Below are 22497 nucleotides of genomic sequence, written 5' to 3' on the forward strand. Positions count from 1 at the left end.
GCTATTCGGTACCGAGGCCCGCGGCCGAGACCGGCTTCTCACCGGCCGCCGTGCGCACCTTGTTGAGCGCGGTCAGGTCGAACAGGCCGTTCAGGTCGCCGGTCTTGGTGGTGCCGGCCGACACGCCGTTCTCGAGGCTCACCGCGAACGTCGACGCGAGCGGGTCCGTCGAGAACGTCACCTTGGTCAAGGCTCGCGTGATCACGGCATCGGAGAGAGCCTTCCCGCTGTCGGCCGTGAGCTTCTTGTTGATCACGGTTGCCGCATCCGTCGGGTTCTTCGTGAGCCAGTCGACGGATGCCGCGTTGCCGGCCACGAGGGCCCGGACCGTCTCCGGGTGCTCGGCCAGGAATCCCTTCCGCACCAGGAGTACGGTCGTCGGGAAGGCGCCGTCCGGCCACAGCGAGGACTCGTCGACGAGCACTTTGGCGCCGGCGTCGACGACGAGGCGGGAGACCCAGGGCTCCGGTAGCCAGGCGCCGTCGATGGCGCCGCTCTGGAACAGGGTGAGGGTCTGTGCGTTCTCGGTCGGCGTAATCTTCACGTCGCCGCCGCCGGAGGTGTCCGTTGTGAAGCCTTTGCTGCTCAACCAGGCTCGCAGTGCGACGTCCTGAGTGTTGCCGAGCTGCGGGGAGGCGAGGGTCTTGCCCTTGAGGTCGGCGGCGGAATTGATCCCCTCGCGCACGACGAGGGCTGCTCCGCCGCTTGTCGCGCCTGCGACGATCTCGACCGACTCGCCTTTGCTCTTGATGTAGCTGTTCACGGCCGGGCTCGGGCCGATGTATGCCGCGTCGATCGCGCCGGCGCTGAGCGCCTCGATCGTCGCGGGGCCGGCGTTGAAGATCTGGGTGCTGAGCTTGGTGCTGCCGAGGGAATCCTGCAGCAGGCCGTTCTCGATTCCGACGAGGGCAGGGGCTTGGGTGACGTTGTCGAAGTAGCCGAGCCGGAGCTCTGCGGCCGGACCGGCTGCGGTGGCACCGGAGGTGGCATCGGCCGAGGCGGCGCATCCGCTCAGGGTGGTGGCGAGCAGGGCGACGGATGCCGCGCCGAGGGCGAGGCGCATCCCCGTGCGACGAGCAGTGGTGTGGGTCTTGGTGGACATGGGCTTCACTTCCATTCGGTGGACGGCGTACGCTGCGGCACCCGGGGTGGTCTCGAGACCTGGGGTGGTCTCGAGACGACGTTATTCACCGAATGACCTGAGCGACATTCCGGCCGGTCACGCCCGGTCACGAAACGTAGCGCAGCGTCACACAGCATCGACGAGCCTCGGCGCGACGGCGATGAGACTCGGCAGGAGCGTTGACCCCGCTGCTCCGCGGATGCTGCTTGACTGAGGTGTGCGCACACCGAAAACCCGCTGCTACCGGAACGGGGACCTCGTCGACGAGGGCTTCCCGCTCGCCGACGTCTCCGAACACCTCGCCGACGAGGGCTGTGTGGTCTGGGTGGACCTGTGCTCGCCTGAAGAAGCGGACCTGGACCTGCTCGCGGAGGAACTCGGCCTGCATGCCCTCGCCGTCGAGGACGCCTTGAAGCTGCACCAGCGTCCCAAACTCGACCGGTACTCCGACCACCTGTTCCTGTCGGCGTATTCGATCACGTTCTCGCCGGAGACGGCCTCGGTGGAGACCTCGGAGATCGCCGCTTTCATCACCGAGCGGGCCTTCGTCACCGTGCACAAGGACCCTGACTTCGACGTCGACGCCGTCGTCGCCCGCTGGGACTCCTCCCCGACCTCGCCTCGAACGGTGTCGCGTTCCTCCTGCACGGACTCCTCGACTTCCTCGTCGACGGCTACTTCGAGGCCGTCGAGGCCCTTGACGAACAGGTCGAGGAGCTCGAGAGCCAGCTCTTCGAACCGAGGAGCGACCAGGAGGCTGTGCAGCGCCGCTCCTTTGATCTCCGGAAGAGCCTCGTGCTGATGCGCCGGGTGATCCTGCCGATGCGTGAGGTCGTCAACACCCTGTTACGCCGCGACGTGCACCTGCTGCCAAACGACATGGCGCCGTACTTCCAGGACGTCTATGACCACGTGCTGCGCGCGATGGAGTGGACGGAGAGCCTCAGGGACCTGGCCACGAGCGTGCTCGAGGCGAACCTCGCGATCCAGGGCAACCGGCTCAACGTGATCACGAAAAAGGTCACCGGCTACGCGGCAATCATTGCGGTGCCCACGGCGATCACCGGTTTCTACGGCCAGAATGTTCCGTACCCGGGCTTCAGCGAAGTCGGCGGCTTCTACAGCTCCATCGCGCTCATCGTCGGCCTGTCCGCCCTGCTCTACCTGCTCTTCAAGCGCAACGACTGGATCTGAGACCGGCACGACAGGCACGACAGGCACGACAGGCACGACACGCGCGCACAGGGGATGCCGGGCGCGGCCCAGGGCGGCGCGACCGGCATCCCCTGCCATTACAAGGCCGGGGCTCCGACCGTGTCGAACATCGCGTAGTCGTCGGTCACGAGGGTTCCGTTGCTGAACAGGTTCAGCCCGAAACTGATCGCGGTGGCACCGGCCGGCAGGGCCGGGGTCGTGAAGCTCGCCTGAGTGTACGCGGATGCCGTCGCGAGCCACGGGCTCGACGTCCAGTATTGCCAGGCCCCGCTCGCATCCCGGTAATAGACCGCGAACTGGGTGGAGGTCGTCGACGTGTACCAGGCCCGGAGCGAGTAGGTGCGCCCGGCTATCGCGGGCGGGGCGCAGGCCCCGCTGTCCAGGCTCGGCAGCAGCTTCGCGTCGCCGTTCGCGTAGTTCGTCACGACGAGCTTCTCCGCCTTGGTGCCGGTGTGCGCCGTCGCGACGGTCGTGAACGCAGCCATGTTGGTGCCGTAACCGCCGATCTGGTAGCACTGCGGGAGGGCGGCGACGCCGGCGGTCTCCAGACTCGAGTTCTGGATCAGGTTGGCGCCGGGGGCCGGCGGCGGGGATACGGGCAGGGTTGCGGCGTCGAAGGCCGTGTAGTCGTCCGTGGTCAGGGTGCCGTTGCTCAGGAGGTTGAGGCCGAAGGTGATCGCGCTCGCCCCGGCGGGCAGTGCCGGGGTCGTCCAGCTCGCCTTCTGGTAGGTCGCGGACGCGGCGAAGAGCGGGCTCGCGGTCCAGTAGGTCCAGGAGCCGAGTCCGGTCCGGTAGTAGACCTCGATCTGGGTCGCTGCCGTGGACTTGTACCAGGCCGCGAGCGCGTACGCCGTGCCCGGGGTGGCCGCGGGGGCGCATCCGCCCAGGTCAGGGGTCGGCAGCCATTTCGCGTCACCGTTGGAGTAGCCCGTCATGGTCAGGCGGGCCGCCCGGTTGCCGCTGTGGCCCGGGGTGACCGTGGTGAAGGCGGGGGTGTTCGTGCCGTATGAGGCGCCCTGCCAGCACTGGGGTAGTCCGGCGGTCAGGGTTTCGAAGCCGGGGTTGGAGACCAGGTTGATGCCGGCGGGCTTCGGCGTGACGGCCGGGCCGGAGACGACGGCTTTGACGGTGCCGCCGATGACCTGGTCGACCGTCTTGACCGTCGTCGTCGCAGGGCGGGTCTTCAGCCACTGCACGAACTGGGTGAACAGGGTCGGGCTGATCGTGAGCGGGTCGGTGAGCCCCGTCGCGATGTGGTGGAAGGTCAGCTGCTGCCAGCCGCCCGCGGTCTCGGCCTGGGTGACGGTGTTCTGGAGGTCGGTCAGGCTCCAGGTGTTGTCGACCTCATCCGGAGCCTGGGTCAGGTACGGGTCGGGCGGCGGGACGCTCTCGGTGAGCGCGCATCCCGTGCAGCCGAACCGGGTCTGGATGTCTCCGAGGCCACGGGCGCTGTTGTACCCGCAGTTCTTGACAATGGTTTCGGTGGCAGGGGTCAGCAGCGAGGCGAAGGGATAGGCGAAGCTCGTCACCCGGAATCCCCAGTTGGTGAGGTTGACCCGGTCGTTGCAGACCTGGCGGGTCGCCTCGTCCGTCGGGAGGGTGGCGAGGTCGGGGTGCGTCACGGTGTGGCCGCCGATTTCGTTGCCGTCGGCGACGAGAGTCTGCACCTGGGCAAGTGTCATGTAGCCCGGCTGGTTGATATACCCGGACGGCGTGTAGAAGGTGCCGTGCAACCCATTCGCCTTAAGGATCGAGGCCGCGGTCAGCTGGTCCGCGTTCGCGTCGTCGAAGGTGAGCGTGATGACGGCGGGAACGGCAGCGCTGGCCGGAAGGGCAGCGAATCCGTCGGCGACTCCGACGGAGACGAGTGCAAGCACGAAGGTCGAGACCCAGGCGAGCCAGCGCGGGCGGCTCCGACTGAAATTACCGGTCAGCCGGTGTTTGGCGGCCGCAGGATTGCCTGACTGAACGTCCATATCGCTGAGCTCCATTCTGGGCCCCTGTCTCCCGCGCCGGGATGGCGCGGAAGACAGTCGGGTTAGGGCGCCGGAATCCCCATTAACGGGTGACCTCTCGGCCCTGTCAATGCGCGGCGCCCCACCAGAATGGGGGGTAGAACGGATGCCTAGACCGCGCGGCGGCGACCCGTTGCGAGTCCGTAGATCAAGAGGACGACGATGGAGCCGCCGATGGCGAGAAGCCAGGTCTGCAGCGAGAAGAAGTCCTGCAGCGGAGCGTTGAACAGGATGCCGCCGAGGAACCCGCCGAGGAGTGCGCCGACGACGCCGAGGAGCAGTGTCACGAACCATCCGCCGCCCTGCTGGCCGGGGAGGATGAGTTTGGCGATGGCCCCGGCGATCAGGCCGAGGAAAAGGAAGCCGAAGAAGCCCATGGGGTGCTCTTTTCTGGATTGGTCACACGTGGTTGCGGATTTTGAAACGGTCTAGCGGTGGAGCGGTCTGGCGGCGGAACGACGGCGGCGCGGCAGGCCGGGGCCCGCCGCGCCGGAAGAGGTCTAGTCCTTGAAGATGTCCTTGATGTTCTCGCCGGCCTTCTTGGCGCTCGCGGATGCCTGCTCCGCACGCCCCTCCGCGACCTTGGAGTCGTCGTTGGTGGCCTTGCCGATGGCCTCGTTGGCCTTGCCCTTGAGGTCTTCGGCCGCGTTCTTGATCTTGTCTGATGCGCTCATCGTGTTGTCACTTTCTCTCGGTGTTTCTCTGGGGGTGCCCGACGCGGTTGCGCGGGAAGTCTGGTCGTCTTCCGAGGGGTGGTGCACGTCATTGATCGTGACGTTCACCGCCGACACGCCGAGGCCGACGAAGTCCTCGATCGCCCGCGTGATGCTCGCCCGCACCTCGGCGGCGATCTGGTGCACCGGAACCGGGTACTCGGCCACGATGACGATGTCGACGACCACGTCCGTGTCACCGACCGTGACGCTGACGCCCTGGCTCAGGTCCGTTCCGCTCAGGGCCTCGCGAATGGCGCCGAAGGCCCGGACGGGCGCGCTGCCGAGGGAGTGCACCCCGGTCACGCCACGGGCGGCGACGCCCGCGACCTTGGCGACAACGCTGTCGCTGATGACGGTCTGTCCGCCGACCGAATCGCCGCCGGAGACACCGCCGGACGAGTCGCGATCGGAAATACCGCGGAGAGCACGGGAGAGCGGCATGTTGGGTATTCTTTCGTTGTCGATGGGCGAAGATCGTGATGATCGTCACTGGTATGACGTAGGCCGCCACCGGTTCGTCACGCGGAGATCGAAAATCTATTGGGCGCACCACCGGGTGAATCGGGAAGGACGTGATGACCACCGTTACGAGGCACGCCGTCCCATCCGCTCTCGACGCGGCATCCGACGCCCTGCTCGCCGACCGCGCGGCCGACGGCGATGTTCGCGCCTTCGAGGTTCTCGTCCGTCGCCACGGCCCTCTGATGCGCGTGCACGCGACCCGGATCCTGGGTTCGAACGACGAGACGGACGATGTGGTGCAGGAGTCATTCATCACGGCCTGGCGGCAACTGCCGACCCTTGAGAACTGCGCCGCGGTGAAGAGCTGGCTGATGCGGATCTGCGGTCGCAAGAGCATCGACCGGGTTCGCGCCCGCCGCGACCACGCCGACATCACCGAAACGGATGCCGCGGCTCCGGCGGCGCTCACGCCGCACCACGTCGCCGAGACGCAGGAACAGGCCGAGGCGCTCGCGCGATGCCTCGCGGAGCTGCCGGACGACCAGCGGCGCTGCTGGACCCTGCGGGAACTCGGCGAATACAGCTACACCGATATCGCCGAAGAACTCGACCTGCCCGTGTCGACCGTGCGAGGCTTGTTGGCACGCGCCCGAAAAACCCTGCTGCGGGAATTGGAGGACTGGCGATGAACGCCCCAGACACCCCCTTTGTGGCTTTCGACCCCGAAGAGCTGGCCGAGGAGCAGGCCCGCCTGTCCGGGCACACGATCGAGGACCTCAACGACTACCTCGACCGAGGTCGCACCCCGAGCGACTCGAGCATCGACGACTCCCCGGCGTGCACAACGGCCCTCACCCGCCTCGAGCGGCTCCGAGCAGCGCTGCGCCGGGTCGACTCGGCCGCCGTGGACCGGGAGTCGTCACGGACTGACGGCTGGGTCGCGACCATCATCGACAGCATCCGGCTCGAGACCCGGGCCGGTCGGCGGATCCCGCTCACGTCCGACTCACCGGTCGCCCGGCTGGCGCTCACCGAAGGCGCGGTCATCGGTGTCCTGCGCACGGCGGGGGACGGGATCGACGGCATCCTGATCAGTCGCTGCCGCCTCGACGGCGACGTCACCGAGCCGGGAGCCCCGATCACGGTGCGCCTCGAGGTGTCGGTCGGGGCCGACGGGATGAATGTCGGCGAGAGCATCACGGCCCTCACCGCACGCCTGCGCGCGGCGGTCTACGCCGTGCTCGTGCAGCAGACGGAACTGTCGATCGCCGCCGTCGACATCACGGTCACCGACCTGTACCTCACGACAGCCCTGCCGACCCCCGAAGGAGAAGCCGATGAGTGAGCCCGCTGTCGCTGCCGACCAACTCGACGACTACATTCTCGCGGTCCCCGGCGTCGACGCGCTCTACCCGGCCGGCCCGCTCCTGACCACGGTCGTGGCCTCAGTCGTCGCCGCGCTGATCCCGAGCGTGGCTGCGCCGAATCCAATCGTCGTCGTCGAGAGGTCCGGCGCACTCTCGATCGCCGCGAACATCGGCGTCGGCCCCGATCATGCGGCACCGGATGTCTGCCGCCGCGTTCACGATGCCATCGCCGAGCACTTCCGTCACGCCGGAGACCCGGTCATCTCCGAGATCGCTGTCACGGTCGCCCGCATCGGCTGACGCCCGTGAGTCGCGCCGCAGACTCCGATACGGCAGGATGAGTTCCGTACCGATTGGTTCACAATCTTCCGGAGGAACCCATGCTCATCGCCGCCCAAATCGTCGCCACCATCGCCGCACTCCTGCACGTGGTCTTCTTCCTCTTCGAGAGCGTGCTCTGGATGCGCCCCGCCGTCTACGGGCGGTTCGGGATCGCATCCAGGGACGAAGCGGCGACGATCCGCGCGATGGCGTACAACCAGGGCTTCTACAACCTCGCCCTCGCGGTCGGGGTGCTCGTCGGCGTCGTGCTGCTCGGGCAGTCCGGTTCCGCGTTCATCGCGGGCAAGACGGCGGTCATCTTCGGAACCGCCTGCATGTCGGTTGCCGGCGTCGTCCTCGCTTCAACGGGACCCTCCTACCGACGCGCGGCCGCACTCCAGTTCTTCCCCGCTGCCCTCGCCCTCGTCCTGGCGAGCCTCAGCTAACCCCACGAACAGCGCCCGCCGCGTGGCGACCACGCTCGGCGCGCACGCCGACGCTAGTCGACCGCTGCCTGCGCGGTCAGCAGACGGGTCACGGCCGCGAGCATGGGTGCGCCCCAGCCGGTCGCCCGCGTTCCGCGGTCGTGCTCCGGAATCGTTCGGTTGTAACTCTGGTCGAAAACGACGACGCTCCGTCCGGCCTTCAGCAGACCGGTCACGACGGGCGGGGCGTCGTCGACGAACAGGTCGATCCCCTCGAGCGCATGCTTGTCGAAACCCGAATGCACGACCGTGGCCAGGGGCAGTCCGTTCGACGCGATCCACTCCCGCGTATCGGGGTTGAACTCGTCACTCCTGGCCGTGACGGCAACAAGCTCGCATCCGGCAGCCTCAAGGGCGAGAAGCGTCACGACGGCCTCGTCGAACACCGCGAGGCCCAGGTAGAAGCCGTGGCGTTCGGCATGACCAAAATGGCCGAGGAAGTCCGGCATATCGACAAACCACGCGTCGTCGCCGATCCACATGGCGTACTGGTCGAGGTCGGGGAATCGCGTGGACCGTTCAGCCAGGGGGATCGAGAGCTTCTCCCCCATCCAGTTTCGGAGACCACCGACCGTGTCGGCGGTCGTCGCATCGAGGTCGACCCCGATACGCGGGGCGCGGCCATGCGCGGTCCGGAACCGATCAAGCGCGGCAGTCAGATCGGCGGGAGCCACAAATGCGTTCGGAGTCATTCGAGAGTGTCCTCTTTCAGAAGTTGGGTGATGGTGCGCAGAGTCTCCGGGGAGACATCGCCGAGAGTCCTCGCGGCGAAATTCACGACTCGTTGTGCGCGGAGCTTCTTGACAAAGGCGAGTTGGGTGTCCACTCGGACGGGGATATCGTCGTCGGAACCCAGGAGGTAGGCCGGCGGGATCCGGAAGAATTCGGCAATTCCGGTCAGGAGTTTCTCGTCTGTCACGAGAGGGCCGGTCCCCGCGATCATATATGCCCACCGGGCTCGGGAGAGGGAAAGCGACCGGTCCCGCAGGCCCTCGGCTATCTCGCGGTAGGTATACGGGGTATTTCCCTCTGCGACGACGACGTCGAGCAGAAGGTTGAGCTTCCTCGCCAGTTCCATCTGCGCGCTGAGACCCTGTGCGGTCGGAGGAGTCTTGCCGTTCACGTCAGGCGTTCCCCTCTTCATCGGTGCGCCGTCCCCGCTACGTCTCGTCGCATCACGGCTGCCCCTCCACAGTCATAACGGGCAACGCTCGAGCGCCACCCGGGGAAACGAGGTGCTCAGCGGTAGCCAACAGCGCCTGGTCCGACCGCGATATTTCCTGAGGATACAGCAGGAGGCAATCACGAACCTCGACATAGCGACGGTAGAGTCGCGCAGCGGCGCCGCGGGTCAGAACCAAGTGGATCCTCGCCTCAGGAACGTCAAGGCTGAGTTCGGGCGACTCGGACAACAGCCGCTCCCAGAGAGGTGCGAGCCTCACCAGGAGAACGCGAACCTGGACTTCCCGTTGGACTCGTATGACGCCGTCCACCGCCGCCGTGAGGCCGAATCCAACGGCCAGGCACGAGGGCGCGATCAATAGCGCCGCATAGTAGACGCCGCCCGTCCCGGTCGCGAAGTCAGCATTGTGGTTGACGTTCGCCATGACCGCATTGAGGAGGCTGACGACGGCGTACACGATGACACCGGCGCAGCCGACAACGACGAAGCCGAGTGAGACCCGGGTCAGCCGTCGTCGCTGCCTTCGCCGGTCCGAGAGACATGCCGCCGCCACCGTGACCGAGAAATACGCCAGGGCCACCCAGGTGGTCGCCGCGTACGCCGTGTAGTCCCACCGATCGAGAAAGCGGATGTCCGGCAGCAGTCGCCAGTCGGCCCCAAAGAACAACACTGACTGAATGAGAATGACCACCCCCGGGAAGATCGCAGAGAGAGGTTTGATCCGCCACCCACCGGGGTGCGCCGACGATGCGGCCCGCACGAGTTCGTTGAGAAGTGCTATTGCGATGACCGCAGTGACGTGGAAAAGGTAATACGTCACGTTCACGCCGCCGAGAGCGGCATCGAGCACGTCGAAGACAAGATCGGTCTGCAGCGACATCGTCAGCGCGAACACCGCAAGAAACGAGAACAGCAGGCGCCGACGGCCCCGCACGACGGACGGGAGGCAGAACAGGGCGGCCAGCCAAAGGAGCGCGCTCACGCCACCAGCGATGAGGGAGGCCACTACAGCACCCGCCCGAATCCGGTCCGGGCGCCGTCACGGGCCTCCGCGCGGTCACTCAGCATAGTCAAGGCGAGCCGGTCGCCGATCGCTTCGGCGAGTGCTTCCAGCTCGTCGGTCAAACTGCTTCGCAAAAGTGCGTGCACGATGGCGTCATAGGGGATCAGGGGCGCGAATCGCGCGACTTGATCGGCCGAGAGTAATTCCTTGTCGTCGCTGAGGATCATATGGCCATATTCATGGTTGATGAGCTGCTGCCGATGCACTGCTGAGATCGTCGGGGCATGGTGGATGCGCTCGAAGGCTTCGCCGGCGACCTCGATCCAGAGTCCGCAGACACCAGCGTGCAGCATCGTTTCGCTGCCCTCGCGGATCACAATCTGTTTTTTCCGGAGGCTCTCCATATGCGCGTGGAGCCGCTCGGGCGTGAGCGGCCGCGGCAAATCGAGTGCCGCGACAAGCTCGTGCGCGCGCTTCTGGCGTTCTTGGTGATCCATGGTCTTTCCCCCGGTCGATGCCACGTTCAGCCAACCCCGGACCTCAACATTGGACATGTCTATCGTCTGCTACGCTTGCCTTCGGTTGGACATGTCTAGGTTACAGTTCCGGGGGAACGCCGTAACCGGCATGTCCGAACCACGCACGATGCGGATTCACGGGCGACAGCGGGGCGTCGCCGTGCGCGTGGTGCGGAGCTGCCCACAGGCCTCCGCACCACGCAGCCGCCTCGCCACATCGTCTTCTCGCCGCACAGGCTCCTCACCATGCCGCCCCTGCGCCACGCTGCCTACCGTGCCGCCCATGACTTGCGGCTGCGCTTGATCCGGAATCTGGCCTTTTCCGACACCTTTCGCGTGGCGCGGAGCAAAATGTGCTCCTGTGGTCTGACCACAACAGGTAGTATCGATCTCACGCCCCAACCACTAGATATGGTCTTTCGCCCGACTAACTGTCCCGCTCGATTGTCGTGGGGAGTATTAGTCAAGGAGGCAGCAGCGCGTGTTGAAGACAGAAGACCCCGGCACAGGAACGCCTACGGCTGGCAGCGGTCTCAGCACCCTTATGGTGTCGAAACGCGACGGTCGCCGGCTCGCCTTCGATGACGCCCGGATCTATGCCGCACTGGCCAAGAGCTTCACGGAAGTGAACGGCGAACTGACCCCGCTCACGCACCGGATCATCCGTGACCTGGTCACTCGTATCGATCGCGAGATAGCCTCGCGCTTCGCGGTCGACATCAAGATCTACGAGGTCCAGAACATCGTGGAACACGCCCTGCTGGACAGCAAGGAATACGAAGCCGCAGAGGCGTACATCAATTACCGGATCCAGCGCGACTTCGCGCGCAGTAAGTCCACCGACATCAACCACTCGATCATCAAGCTGATCAGCAAAGACGAAACAGTCGTCAACGAGAACGCCAACAAGGACAGCGATGTCTTCAACACCCAGCGTGACCTGACCGCCGGCGCGGTGGGCAAGGCGATCGGCCTGAAGATGCTGCCGCCGCACGTCGCCAACGCCCACCAGAAGGGCGACCTGCACTACCACGACCTCGACTATCACCCCTATGCCCCGATGACGAACTGCTGCCTCATCGACTTCAAGACGATGCTCAGCACCGGCTTCCGGATCGGCAACGCCGACGTCGACCCGCCCCGCTCGATCCAGACGGCCACCGCGCAGATCTCGCAGATCATCGCGAACGTGTCGTCGAGCCAGTACGGCGGATGCTCGGGCAACCGGATCGACGAGGTGCTCGCCCCGTACGCGGAGAAGAACCTCCAGAAGCACCTCGCCGACGCCAGGACATGGATCGCCGATGAGTCCCAGCACCAGCAGTTCGCGGAGGAGAAGACCCTCAAGGACATCTACGACGCGATGCAGAGCCTCGAATACGAGATCAACACCCTGTTCACCTCGAACGGGCAGACCCCTTTCACCTCGCTCGGCTTCGGCCTCGGCACCAGCTGGTTCGAACGCGAGATCCAGAAGGCGATCCTGCAGATCCGCATCGAGGGACTCGGCAGGGAGAAGCGCACCGCGATCTTCCCGAAGCTGATCTTCACGGTGAAGCGCGGCCTCAACCTCGACCCGACCGACCCGAACTACGACATCAAGCAGCTCGCGCTCGAGTGTTCCACCAAGCGCATGTACCCCGACATCCTGAACTACGACAAGATCGTGGAACTCACCGGCAGTTTCAAGGTGCCGATGGGCTGCAGGTCCTTCCTCCAGGGCTGGACGGACGAAGATGGCAACGACGTCTCAGAGGGCAGGATGAACCTCGGAGTCGTGACACTCAACCTGCCGCGGATCGCCCTCGAGGCCGCCGGCGACAAGGACAAGTTCTGGAGCATCCTCGCCGAACGTGTGAGCATTGCCCGCGACGCCCTGCTCTTCCGGATCGAGCGCTGCAAGGAAGCGACCCCGGAGAACGCACCGATCCTCTATGTCTACGGCGCCTTCGGCCAGCATCTGGAGGCCGGCCAGTCCGTCGACACCGTGTTCAGGAACAAGCGCGCCACCGTGTCGCTCGGCTACATCGGCCTCTACGAGGTGGCCTCGGCTTTCTACGGCGGAGCCTGGGAATCAAACCCCGAGGCGAAAGACTTCACCGTCGACATCCTCCGCACGCTCCACGACCGCACCCAGGAGTGGAGCAACGAGTACGGCTACCAGTTCAGCGTGTATTCGACCCCGAGCGAGAGCCTGACCGACCGGTTCTGCCGGCTCGACACCGCGAAGTTCGGTTCGGTCGCTGACATCACCGACAAGGACTACTACACCAACAGCTTCCACTACGACGTTCGCAAGAGCCCGACGCCGTTCGAGAAGCTCGACTTCGAGAAGGTCTATCCAGAGTTCGCCTCCGGTGGGTTCATCCACTACTGCGAATACCCGATCCTGCAGCAGAACCCCAAGGCACTCGAGGCGGTCTGGGACTACTCCTATGACCGGATCGGCTACCTCGGAACCAACACCCCGATCGATCGTTGTTACGCCTGCGGCTTCTCGGGCGACTTCGACGCGACGGAGCGCGGCTTCGAGTGCCCCGAATGCGGCAACGCCGACCCGATGACCTGCGACGTCGTCAAGCGCACCTGCGGCTACCTCGGCAACCCGCAGGCCCGACCAATGGTGCACGGCCGGCACATGGAGATCACCTCCCGGGTCAAGCACATGGCGGGCGGCACCGGCATCAGCGGGGCGGATGCCCCGGCACCGGTCTCCGAGGATGCGTAACCCGCGGCCCGGCGAGTGGCTGTCTGAGAAGCTGAGCCAGCGATACGTCGGGGACTACAAGCCCTTCGTCTTCGTTGACGGCGAAGGCGTGCGGTGCAGCCTCTACCTGTCCGGATGTCTGTTCGCGTGCGAGGGCTGTTTCAACGAAGCCACCTGGAGCTTCCGCTACGGCCAGGAATACAGCCAGGAACTCGAAGACCAGATCCTGGCCGACCTCGGCCAGGAGTACGTCCAGGGCCTGACCCTGCTCGGCGGCGAACCCTTCCTCAACACCGGGGTCTGCCTCGGGCTGATCGACCGGGTGCGCCGGGAGTTCGGCTCGTCGAAGGACGTGTGGTCCTGGACCGGATACACCTTCGAGGAGCTCTTGCTCGAGAGCCCGGACAAGCTCGCCATGCTCCGCGGAATCGACGTCCTGGTCGACGGTCGGTTCGAGCTGGCGAAACGTGACCTGAAACTGCAGTTCCGGGGCAGCAGCAACCAGCGGATCATCGACGTCCCCGCGTCCCTGACCGCCGGAGAGGTGGTCCTGTGGGGTGGACTCCGGGATGCGACGAACACCTTCGAACAGATCGAGAAGCGCCAACTGATCTAGTCCCCGGGTCGGGGAACACAGCGCACGCCGCGACCGCCCCCGGCAGCGGCCCGTCCTCAACAAAGTTTCTCTGACCGGGTTTTCCACAGGCCATTTGTGGGGTGGCGGATGCCGGTGGAATGTCGGTGGTGGTCCGTAGAGTGCCCCCATGACAGTTGAAGAACCCTCAGAATCTCACCTGGACAGCCCCGTGGACAGCAGTGTGGACAGCGCTGCGGAACCCCCTCCCGGGACCCCTCCCGAGAACCCTCCCGCCATCCCTCCTGATGTCCCTCCCGACAGCAGCCTCAACGCCCAGCACCTCGGCCTGGTGGAGCCGTCCCTCGCCGATTTCTATGACGCGATCCGGGAAGCAGACCGGGAAATCAACCGGGCCACCGCTCGCCGGGCCGCCGCGATCTATACCGCGCAACGGGTGCTGGCCGATGCGGGCCGGGCCCGGGCGGAGGCCGCCGAGCAGGCCGGCGGGCCGCGCCCGCCGTGGTCGCCGGAGGAGGCCACCAAGGAGGAGTTCACCTGCGAGGTCGGGGCCCTGCTCCGGCTGCCGCGGCGCACGGCGGAGACCCTGATCGAAGCCAGCCGCACCCTCGCCGAAGACCTCCCCGCAACCCGGGACGCCCTCGCCATCGGGGCGATCAGTTACCGGCACGCTCAAGTGATCATGGACCAGGCCTGGGGCATCCGCATGGGAGACGACCCGGAAGCGGCCGCCCGGGCCCGCGCCGTGTTCGAAGACGTCCTGGTGCCCGTCGCGGAAGTCCTCACCGTGGCGAAGCTGTCCGACCGGGCCCGGCGGGTGCGGGAACGCACCCACCCGGAAACCATCACCGCGAGGCACCAGAAGAGCGTCGAAGACCGGCACGTGGTCTTCCAGGCCCTCAACGACGGGATGGCGTCGTTGTATGTGACCGGGGACGCGGAGAAGGTGCAGGCCGCCTACCACCGCACCCTCGACACGGCGCTCTGCCTGCAGGGCCCGGAGGAAACCCGCACCCTGACCCAGCTGGCTGCAGACGTGCTCACCGACGTGCTGCTCAGCGGGGTCACCCCGGACGGACTGGGTGCCGGGGTGGCCGCGCAGGTCAACGTCACCGTCCCGGTCCTGACCCTGCTGGGCACGAGCGAGGAACCCGGGTATCCGGCCGGGTACGGACCCATCGACCCCGACACGGCACGGCGTCTCGCGGCGGGGGCGCCGAGCTTCACCCGGCTGCTCACCCACCCGGAGACCGGGGTCGTGCTCTCGATGGGACGGGACACCTACAAGGTCCCCGCCGCGCTCAAGAAGTGGCTCGAGGTGCGCGATGAAACCTGCACCTTCCCCGGCTGCCGCCGCTCGGCGAAACGCTCCGACGTGGACCACAGCGTCGAGTGGCAGCACGGCGGCGAAACCAACGCGATGAACCTCGCCCACCTCTGCCCGTATCACCACGCGGTCAAGAGCTACAAAAGATGGACACCGAGACACCTGGGCGATGGTCGGATCGAGTGGACGTCCCCGGCCGGGTACCGCTACATCGTGGAACCCTCCGCCGACATGAGGCCACCCCGGAAACCCAAACCCGCACCGAAACCGCGGGTTCCGTTCGTGGATGTCTGGACCCTCGACCCCGAACCCAACGACCCCGACAACCCCGACAACCCAAGCCCGTTCTAGTCAGCAGCGCAGCCGAAGAGGCGCCAGCGGGCTGGTGCCTGCGGACGCCCCTGGGTGCGGTGATGCTGGGTACGGTGATGCTGGGTACAGCCCGACTTGGTACTGCGCCGCTAGACGCTCGCTACTTGGTACTGCGCCGCTTGACGCTCGCGACTTAGTACCGCGCTACTGGGTACTGCGCTACTTGGCACTGGTTGAGCTCGTGCTCTCACCGATGATGCCGTGTTCCCAGCGGCGTTCGTCGAGGTCGTTGGCGATCCTGCGGTACTTATCGTCGGACACGGTGTAGATGAAGTAGATGATGATGGCGGCGATGACCAGTGCGAGGGCCGGATACAGCGTCATGACCGCCTTGATACCTTCGAGCGTCTCGCCCGACTGGCTGGTGGCCTTGGCCACATATCCGGTGACGGCGAGCATGCCGGCACCGACCACCGCGGCGCGGGACTGGGCGAGCTTGCGAGAGAAGCTGAAGGCGGCAGAGGTCACGCCCTCCTTGCGCACCCCGGTGTGCCATTCGCCGTAGTCGATCGTGTCGGAGACGAACGCCCAGGTGATGCCGTTCGGGATGGCCAGTGCGGCGGAGCCGATGGTGACGAGGATCATGAACGTCCACAGGTTGGTCGGGATGATGAAGTCCAGCCCGTTGGCGACGATCGCGATGATGAAGCTGCCCATCACGGTGCGCTTCTTGCCGAAGCGCATGACGAGCCTCGGGATGAACATGATGCCGACGATGGAGGCACCGATCATGACGAGGTTCAGTACGGCCTGGAGTGCGAGGTTCCCGAGGTTGTACTGGGCGAAGAAGATCATCATCATGTTGTTGACGTTCATCGACGAGATCGTGAAGAGGGACATCAGCACGAGGCCGAGCAGCGGGCGATTGGTGAGAACTGCCCTGGCGTAATCCTTGATGCCGTTCTTCCCCGAGCTCGCTGCCCGGTTGATGACGACATTCTCCTTGGTGCCCCGGTAGCAGAGCACGAATGAGACCATGGTGAAGGTGACGACGGTCATGACCGCGAGGAGGATCGCGCTGACCATCATCACCGGGCGGAACTTGCCGCGCTTGCCGATCTTGCGGCTGTCGATGAAGATCGCGGCGAGCGGGTCCATGACGGCGTCGAAGAGTTTCACGAGCACGAAGATCAGGGCGACGACCGCCGGGCCGATGCCCGCGGTGTCGATCCAGAACTTGGTCAGGTAGGCCTGACCCAGGTCGAACATGAACCCGCTGCCCAGGTCGCCGAATCCGTAGGCGACCTTCTCCTTCGTATTGAGTCGGGCTTCTGAACCAAAGACGGCGGGGGTGGGCTCTGCGGCAGAGACAATCTCCGCGTTCTCTTGGATGGTCATGGTCGCTCGACGCCAGGAACCTGCGCGTGTGGACGCAGCGCAGCAAAGTGGCACTGTTTCCCTCGTCGTGCGGCGAGCCCCTGGTGCAGCGCACGACAAAGCCCCTGCCTCCCGGTCAAATGCGGGAGGCAGGGGGCTTTGTCGTGCCCGTTACTCGGCCAGGCTCTCGCCGGATCCGTTGCAGAGGAACAGGGTGGCACCCGCCGCGATCACGGTGACCACGAGTGTGGTGATGCCGATCACGATCGGGATGTTGCTCGTTCCGGGAGGAGCCATCAGGGTGAAGATCGCCGGCGCGAACGCGGCAAGCATCAGGCCGACGTTCTGCGAGACGGCGAAGCCGGTGACGCGCAGCCGGGTGGGGAACTGCTCCTGGTAGGCCGTGGCGAATGTGGCGTTCCACATCTGGAAGAAAATCGACATGGCGAGCACGCCGAGGATGAGCACCATGGCGAAGTTCTTTTCCTGCACCGCGAAGAGGAACGGGATCGAGGTGAGGCCGCCGCCGAGGGCGCCGGTGATCATGAGCGCCTTCCTGCCGAAGACGTCGGAGAGCTTCCCGAACAGCGGGATCGTCAGGGCAGAGACCGTGTTGATGATGAGGATGATCCACAGGAACTCACTCGTCGTGAAGCCGACTCCGTAACTCTCCTGCTTGCCGTAGGTGACACCGAAGACCAGGGTCGCGGTGCCGATCACGTTGGCGAGCGTGCTGATGACGCAGATGAGGAGCATGCGCGGGTAGCGACGGAACAGTTCGATCGCCGGGGTCTTGAACTCCTTGACCTGGGACTGCTTCAGGTAGGCGGGCGGCTCTTCGATGTTGCGGCGAATCAAGTAGCCGGCGAGGATGACGACCGCGCTGAGCAGGAACGGAATCCGCCATCCCCAGCTCTGGAAGGCGTCGGCGGGGAGCGCGGATGCCAGCGGAAGCATGAAGGCGAGGGCGAGGATGCTGCCGATCTGGGACCCCTGCAGGCTGAAGCTTGCGAAGAAGCCCCGCTTGGCATCGGGCGAGTGCTCGACGATGAGGGCGTTGGAGGCGCCCAGCTCCCCGGCGACGGCGAAGCCCTGGACGAGCCGGAGCACCACCAGCAGGATCGGCGCGAGAATGCCGACCTGGGAGTACGTCGGCAGAACGCCCACGAGGAGCGTGGCCAGGCCCATCATCATCATGGCGATGACGAGGACATGCTTCCGCCCGTGGCGGTCGGCCAGGTTGCCCAGGACAATGGCGCCGATGGGCCGCGCGACATAGCCGACGCCGTACGTCGCCAGCGAGGCGACGATGGCGACGGCCGGGCTCGCGGTGGGGAAGAACACCGTCGGGAACACGAGTGCTGCTGCTTGGGAGTACAACGTGAAGTCGTAGTACTCCAGTGCGCTTCCGATCCACCCACTGAAGGCGGCGCGCTTGAGATTGCGGGATGAAACCTGTTTGTCGTTCGACGGCGTCCTCTGTGACGTTGCCGTGTTTTCGCTCATGACGAAACCCTTGATCTTCCTTGATAAGTGGTTCTAGTGTGATCGTTCGTGGTGCAGAGTGCAGTTCGCCGGTCAGGCGAGTGGCGCGAGGATGTAGTCGCGCACCTCCCCCGGTTCGGCGTTTGCGATGAAATACTCCGTGAAGTTCTCGGTGGCGATGGTTTCCTTCAGGAAGTCCTGATCGATTTCCTTGAGCACCTGGATGAGGGGCTTGTACACGACCGCCTTCACCTCGTTGAGGATGCGTGCATTGCGCTGCTCAGGGACCACCCGTTCCTTGGGGTACCCGCCACCCATCGGCTCGGCGAACAGGCGCTCGAAGATGAGCGTGAGGTTGAGCTCGGCCCCCAGCCGAAGCCCTTCGCATAAGGGATGGAGAGCGCGTTGCCTCCGTTGATCTGGGAAAAGAGGTAGGCATCCGTCGGTTCGATGGCGATGCCGCAGACCACGCCGGGGAAGCTGTTGCAGGCGAGCATGGCCCCCACGCCGGTGCCGCAGCCGGTGACGACAAAGTCCACGGCCTTCGTGCCCAACAGGATCGAGGCGAGGAGACCGTTCTGAACGTAGGTCAGCCGGCTCTCGCCCTCTTTCCCGGTCATCCCGTAGTTAAAGGACTCGTGGCCTTTCTCGTCGGCCACATCCTTGAGCGCCTTGTAGATGATGGCGTTCTTGGAAGCCTGGGAGTTCTCGTTTATCAAAGCAATCTTCATTGGTTCTTCGACCTTTTTCATTGATGGTGCTCACGATGTGGTGCGGGCAGTCCCGCGTTACTGAGGGGTTTTCCCGATGTAGGCGAGGATGCCGCCGTCGACATAGAGGACCAGGCCGTTGACGAAGTCGCTCGCGTCGGAGGCCAGGAACACTGCCGGCCCCATCAGGTCCCTGGGGGTCCCCCAGCGCGCGGCCGGGGTCCTCGCGATGATGAACTGGTCGAAGGGATGCCGGGAGCCATCGTCCTGGAGTTCACGGAGCGGGGCCGTCTGCGGCGTTGCGATGTAGCCAGGGCCGATGGCGTTGCACTGGATGTTGGCCTCGGCGAATTCGGAGCAGATGTTGCGGGTGAGCATCTTCAGGCCACCCTTGGCTGCGGCGTAAGCCGACACGGTTTCGCGCCCGAGTTCCGACATCATCGAGCACATGTTGATGATCTTTCCGTGGCCGTTCTTGATCATTCCCGGCAGCACGGCCTTGGCGACGATGAACGGCCCGTTGAGGTCGACGTCGATCACCTGACGGAAGTCGGCGACGCTCATCTCGAGCATCGGGACGCGCTTGATGATGCCGGCGTTGTTGACGAGGATGTCGATGGTGCCGACCTCGTCCTCGATCTGCTTGACCATCGCAACGATCGCGTCTTCGTCAGTGACGTCCGCGACATATCCGTGAGCCTCGATCCCGGCTTCCTTGTAGGCGGCGAGTCCCCGGTCGACGGCCGCCTGGTCGCGATCGTTGAAGACGATCCGGGCGCCCGCCACCGCATACGCCGAGGCGATTGCCAGTCCGATGCCGTAGCTGGCGCCGGTGATCAGGGCGACTTTGCCGCTCAGGGAGAAGCTCTCCATGTCAAACTTTTCGGCTCTCCTGACGTTACCGTGGGTGGTTTCCGAGCGCCTTAACGAGTGCACGCCGCTCTCCGTCTAGGTTTCTAACTGACAAAGGCAAGAAACACAGGGACGAGAAAACGGCGTGCAAAACTCAACACTATGGCGGACTCTGCTCGGAGTCGACAAAACCATCGTCGAAGCGGTCGATCTCGACGCGGATACGGGCATGCTGGTCGCGTCGGTGCGCCCAACGGCATCGATGCGGAACCGGTGCGGGGCCTGCCGGAAGCGCTGCCCGCGCTACGACGCCGGTGACGGGCGGCGCCGCTGGCGATCCCTGGACGCCGGCTCGGTGCAAATCCACTTAGAAGCTGCGGCGCCGCGGGTGAGCTGCCGGGTGCATGGCGTGACGGTCGCCGCCGTGCCGTGGGCCCGGCATCAGAGCGGGCACACTTTGTTCTTCGATGACCAGGTCGCGTGGCTGGCCACGCAAACATCCAAGTCCGCCATCACCGTGCTGATGCGCATCGCGTGGCGCACCGTGGGCGCGATCATCACCCGGGTTTGGGCAGATACGGAGAAGCAGTTCGACCAGTTCGCGGGCCTCACCCGGATCGGGATTGACGAGATCAGTTACAAGCGCGGCCACAAGTACTTGACCTGCGTCGTGGACCACGATTCTGGCCGTCTCGTCTGGGCGGCACCAGGCCAGGACAAGGCCACCCTCGAGACGTTTTTTGATGCGTTGGGGCCGGAGCGTTCGGCACTGATCACGCATGTTTCCGCGGACGGTGCGGCCTGGATCGCCAGTGTTGTCGCGGAACGAGCGCCGAACGCTGTTCGCTGCGCTGATCCGTTCCACGTCGTGAAATGGGCCACCGAGGCCCTCGATGAAGTCCGCCGGGGCGCGTGGAACGAGGCCCGCAAAGCCGCCCGGCACAACGATGCCCGACGCACTCGCGGCCGGCCCCCAGCCGACGCCCCGGCACGCCCAGACAGCGCCCGGGCGACGGGCATCAAGAACTGCCGATACGCGCTTTGGAAGAACCCGGAAAACCTGACCGAGAAGCAACAAACGAAGCTCGCCTGGATCGTGCAGACCGACCCCCGGCTGGCTCGGGCGTACTACCTGAAGGAAGGCCTCCGTGTGATCTTCAAACTGCCTCTCGAGGAAGCGACCGAAGCTCTCGACAAATGGGTTGGTTGGGCTCGCCGCTGCCGCATCCCGTCCTTCGTGAAACTGCAGAAGAGCATCGTGAAACACCGCACCGCGATCCTGGCCTCCATCGAGCACAGCCTCTCCAACGGCCGCGTCGAATCCATGAACACCAAGATCCGCCTCATGACCCGCATCGCGTTCGGCTTCAAATCACCCGAGGCCCTCATCGCCCTCGCAATGCTCAGCCTCGGCGGGCACAAACCCGTGCTTCCCGGCCGGGACTAACCCACGGAAGAGTCAGGAGAGCCAACTTTTCGGTCATTTTCTTACTCTTTTCGTGGAAGGCATGGTCGTCTCAGCAGAAGGAGACGAGATATTCGGCGAAGCACAGCACCGTGAGCGATTGGCCGTACGGCATCGCCGTCTGGTCGATGTTCTTGTAGAAGTCCAGGTCGTCACCCATTCCGGTTCCGACCGAGACGTTCTGGACTTCGCCCTCGTCGGTGATCCGGTCGTACAGTGCGGCGACGGCCTTCTCCGCCACGGCCGCATAGCTCTTGTCGATGTAGCGCTCATGTACCGCTTTGAGCAGCCCGTATGCGATACCGGCGGTCGCGGACGACTCGAGGTAGGAGGTCGGGTCATCGAGCAGCGTGTGCCACATGCCGGACTCGTCCTGCAGCTCCGCGAGTGCGGAGACCTGGCTGTTCAGAATTTCGAGCAACCAGTCCCGGATCGGGTCTCCGGGCTTGAGTCCCAGGGTGCCGATGAGTTCCGGAATGGCGATGGTGATCCAGCAGTTGCCACGTGCCCAGAGCGCGTCTGCGTAGTTGTCACGGCGCTCGAACGACCAGCCGTGGAACCAGAGGCCCGTCTTCTTGTCCAAGAGGTACTGGGCATGGATGAGGAACTGGTACTTGGCTTCCTCGATGTATTCCGGCCGATCCAGGAGGCGACCGATCTTCGCGAGGGGCAGCACCGTCATCATCAAGGTGTCGTCCCAGAGCTGCTGAGAGTTCGGCCCGGCATAGGTCATGTGCTGCATGCCACCACCGTGAGTGCGCGGCATGTCGTGCATGGCCCATTGCGCCCACTGGTTGAGGTACGGGATGTACCTGCTGTCCTTGGTGTCCTCATACAGGCAGGCCATGGCGAGCAGCGGTGCCATCGTGTTGACGTTTTTCGGCGGAGCGCCCGCGGCGAGCGCGGTATCGAACCACTCGCGGACGACATCCGCTGCCAGGGAATTTCCGGTGATCCGGTAGTTCTTGTAGATCCCGTAGAGACCGACACCCTGGGGCCAATTCCAGACATTCCAGCTCTTGTCGTCGACGACGACATCACTGAAATGGAGTAAAAACTTACCTGACTCGTCCCTGATTGTGGTCAGGTTGGAGATCATGGCATCGATCTTTTGAACGATCTGCTCTCTGCTGACGGCAGTGTCTAGATGCATGGTTTCTCTTCACAATCTTCTTTGATTCCTTGTATTTGAAACGTTACAACCCCGGAATCCGTCGATATAGGCCCCGTGGTGTCGACCGTTGCTCAAAAACTGCCGT

At 65.0% G+C, this 22497-nt stretch carries 23 protein-coding genes and 1 pseudogene; 10 read left to right on the forward strand and 14 right to left on the reverse strand.

From position 1 onward, the window contains the following. Nucleotide 1: 1 nt before the first annotated feature. Nucleotides 2-1102, reverse strand: coding sequence for an ABC transporter substrate-binding protein (locus RGU41_RS14080; RefSeq protein ID WP_322136602.1), 1101 nt, complete (start codon nt 1100-1102; stop codon nt 2-4). Between the two features lie 346 nt (nt 1103-1448). Between RGU41_RS14080 and RGU41_RS14085 the strand changes: the two are divergent. Both RGU41_RS14085 and RGU41_RS14090 read left to right on the forward strand, forming a co-directional pair. Beyond that, a pseudogene (locus RGU41_RS14085) lies at nt 1449-1691 on the forward strand (CorA family divalent cation transporter); the annotation flags it as partial. A 74-nt stretch (nt 1692-1765) separates the two neighbouring features. Beyond that, nucleotides 1766-2317: a magnesium transporter CorA family protein gene (locus tag RGU41_RS14090; RefSeq protein WP_322137365.1), complete on the forward strand. Its 552-nt coding sequence runs from the start codon at nt 1766-1768 to the stop codon at nt 2315-2317. Between the two features lie 98 nt (nt 2318-2415). On the opposite strand, the gene RGU41_RS14095 is transcribed toward RGU41_RS14090, so the two are convergent. The 3 genes from RGU41_RS14095 to RGU41_RS14105 all read right to left on the reverse strand — a co-directional run bounded on the left by RGU41_RS14095 (nt 2416) and on the right by RGU41_RS14105 (nt 5510). Further along, on the reverse strand, nt 2416-4314 hold the full coding sequence (locus RGU41_RS14095; protein WP_322136603.1) for a polysaccharide deacetylase family protein: 1899 nt from the start codon (nt 4312-4314) through the stop codon (nt 2416-2418). 149 nt (nt 4315-4463) lie between these two features. Beyond that, nucleotides 4464-4730 carry a GlsB/YeaQ/YmgE family stress response membrane protein gene (locus RGU41_RS14100; protein ID WP_322136604.1) on the reverse strand — a complete coding sequence of 89 codons (267 nt, stop codon included), beginning with the start codon at nt 4728-4730 and terminating at the stop codon, nt 4464-4466. Nucleotides 4731-4853: 123 nt separating this feature from the next. Next, nucleotides 4854-5510: an Asp23/Gls24 family envelope stress response protein gene (locus RGU41_RS14105; RefSeq protein WP_322136605.1), complete on the reverse strand. Its 657-nt coding sequence runs from the start codon at nt 5508-5510 to the stop codon at nt 4854-4856. Between the two features lie 134 nt (nt 5511-5644). Between RGU41_RS14105 and RGU41_RS14110 the strand changes: the two genes are divergently transcribed. From RGU41_RS14110 to RGU41_RS14125, 4 genes are all read left to right on the forward strand, one after another. Continuing rightward, complete coding sequence (locus RGU41_RS14110) at nt 5645-6220, forward strand: RNA polymerase sigma factor (protein WP_322136606.1); 576 nt, start codon at nt 5645-5647, stop codon at nt 6218-6220. Continuing rightward, nucleotides 6217-6876, forward strand: coding sequence for a hypothetical protein (locus RGU41_RS14115; protein ID WP_322136607.1), 660 nt, complete (start codon nt 6217-6219; stop codon nt 6874-6876). Before RGU41_RS14110 ends, RGU41_RS14115 begins: the two co-directional genes overlap by 4 nt. Next, the gene (locus RGU41_RS14120; RefSeq protein ID WP_322136608.1) at nt 6869-7198 is read left to right on the forward strand and encodes a hypothetical protein; all 330 of its coding nucleotides are present in this window, start codon (nt 6869-6871) and stop codon (nt 7196-7198) included. Before RGU41_RS14115 ends, RGU41_RS14120 begins: the two co-directional genes overlap by 8 nt. Before the next feature lie 80 nt (nt 7199-7278). Beyond that, nucleotides 7279-7665 (forward strand): DUF1304 domain-containing protein, encoded by a 387-nt coding sequence (locus RGU41_RS14125; protein ID WP_322136609.1) that lies wholly within the window; start codon nt 7279-7281, stop codon nt 7663-7665. Between the two features lie 53 nt (nt 7666-7718). On the opposite strand, the gene RGU41_RS14130 is transcribed toward RGU41_RS14125, so the two are convergent. Genes RGU41_RS14130 through RGU41_RS14145 form a run of 4 tightly spaced genes read right to left on the reverse strand, consistent with a single transcriptional unit; the run spans nt 7719 to nt 10444 of the window. Beyond that, nucleotides 7719-8396: a 5' nucleotidase, NT5C type gene (locus tag RGU41_RS14130; protein ID WP_322136610.1), complete on the reverse strand. Its 678-nt coding sequence runs from the start codon at nt 8394-8396 to the stop codon at nt 7719-7721. Beyond that, entirely contained in the window at nt 8393-8848 is a 456-nt protein-coding gene (locus RGU41_RS14135; RefSeq protein ID WP_322136611.1) for a hypothetical protein, read from the reverse strand. Before RGU41_RS14135 ends, RGU41_RS14130 begins: the two co-directional genes overlap by 4 nt. Before the next feature lie 31 nt (nt 8849-8879). Further along, nucleotides 8880-9893 (reverse strand): DUF6545 domain-containing protein, encoded by a 1014-nt coding sequence (locus RGU41_RS14140; RefSeq protein ID WP_322136612.1) that lies wholly within the window; start codon nt 9891-9893, stop codon nt 8880-8882. Then, the gene (locus RGU41_RS14145; protein WP_322136613.1) at nt 9893-10444 is read right to left on the reverse strand and encodes a hypothetical protein; all 552 of its coding nucleotides are present in this window, start codon (nt 10442-10444) and stop codon (nt 9893-9895) included. The genes RGU41_RS14140 and RGU41_RS14145 overlap by 1 nt, the downstream gene beginning before the upstream one ends. Nucleotides 10445-10889: 445 nt before the next feature. Between RGU41_RS14145 and nrdD the strand changes: the two genes are divergently transcribed. From nrdD to RGU41_RS14160, 3 genes are all read left to right on the forward strand, one after another. Continuing rightward, entirely contained in the window at nt 10890-13136 is a 2247-nt protein-coding gene (nrdD, locus tag RGU41_RS14150) for an anaerobic ribonucleoside-triphosphate reductase (RefSeq protein ID WP_322136614.1), read from the forward strand. Then, nucleotides 13129-13731, forward strand: coding sequence for an anaerobic ribonucleoside-triphosphate reductase activating protein (gene nrdG, locus RGU41_RS14155; RefSeq protein ID WP_322136615.1), 603 nt, complete (start codon nt 13129-13131; stop codon nt 13729-13731). The genes nrdD and nrdG overlap by 8 nt, the downstream gene beginning before the upstream one ends. 190 nt (nt 13732-13921) lie before the next feature. After that, nucleotides 13922-15388 carry an HNH endonuclease signature motif containing protein gene (locus RGU41_RS14160; protein ID WP_322136616.1) on the forward strand — a complete coding sequence of 489 codons (1467 nt, stop codon included), beginning with the start codon at nt 13922-13924 and terminating at the stop codon, nt 15386-15388. A gap of 180 nt (nt 15389-15568) precedes the next feature. Here the strand turns inward: RGU41_RS14160 and RGU41_RS14165 are convergent, their stop codons facing one another. The 5 genes from RGU41_RS14165 to RGU41_RS14185 all read right to left on the reverse strand — a co-directional run bounded on the left by RGU41_RS14165 (nt 15569) and on the right by RGU41_RS14185 (nt 19794). After that, on the reverse strand, nt 15569-16747 hold the full coding sequence (locus tag RGU41_RS14165; protein WP_322136617.1) for an MFS transporter: 1179 nt from the start codon (nt 16745-16747) through the stop codon (nt 15569-15571). 150 nt (nt 16748-16897) lie between these two features. Next, nucleotides 16898-18232, reverse strand: a complete 1335-nt coding sequence (locus RGU41_RS14170; protein WP_322136618.1) for an MFS transporter — start codon at nt 18230-18232, stop codon at nt 16898-16900. Nucleotides 18233-18304: 72 nt separating this feature from the next. Then, a complete protein-coding gene (locus RGU41_RS14175) occupies nt 18305-18451 on the reverse strand; it encodes a hypothetical protein (protein ID WP_322136619.1) in 147 nt (48 codons plus the stop codon). Between the two features lie 8 nt (nt 18452-18459). After that, on the reverse strand, nt 18460-18963 hold the full coding sequence (locus RGU41_RS14180) for an RpiB/LacA/LacB family sugar-phosphate isomerase (RefSeq protein WP_322136620.1): 504 nt from the start codon (nt 18961-18963) through the stop codon (nt 18460-18462). Between the two features lie 36 nt (nt 18964-18999). Beyond that, entirely contained in the window at nt 19000-19794 is a 795-nt protein-coding gene (locus RGU41_RS14185; protein ID WP_322136621.1) for a gluconate 5-dehydrogenase, read from the reverse strand. Nucleotides 19795-19918: 124 nt separating this feature from the next. On the opposite strand from RGU41_RS14185, the gene RGU41_RS14190 reads away from it, so the two are divergent. Continuing rightward, a complete protein-coding gene (locus RGU41_RS14190; RefSeq protein ID WP_322135197.1) occupies nt 19919-21220 on the forward strand; it encodes an ISL3 family transposase in 1302 nt (433 codons plus the stop codon). Between the two features lie 70 nt (nt 21221-21290). On the opposite strand, the gene RGU41_RS14195 is transcribed toward RGU41_RS14190, so the two are convergent. Further along, entirely contained in the window at nt 21291-22337 is a 1047-nt protein-coding gene (locus RGU41_RS14195; protein ID WP_322136622.1) for a glycoside hydrolase family 88/105 protein, read from the reverse strand. Between the last annotated feature and the right edge of the window lie 160 nt (nt 22338-22497).

It is taken from the genome of Cryobacterium sp. 10C3 (assembly GCF_034314285.1).
GTDB classification, from domain to species: domain Bacteria; phylum Actinomycetota; class Actinomycetes; order Actinomycetales; family Microbacteriaceae; genus Cryobacterium; species Cryobacterium glucosi.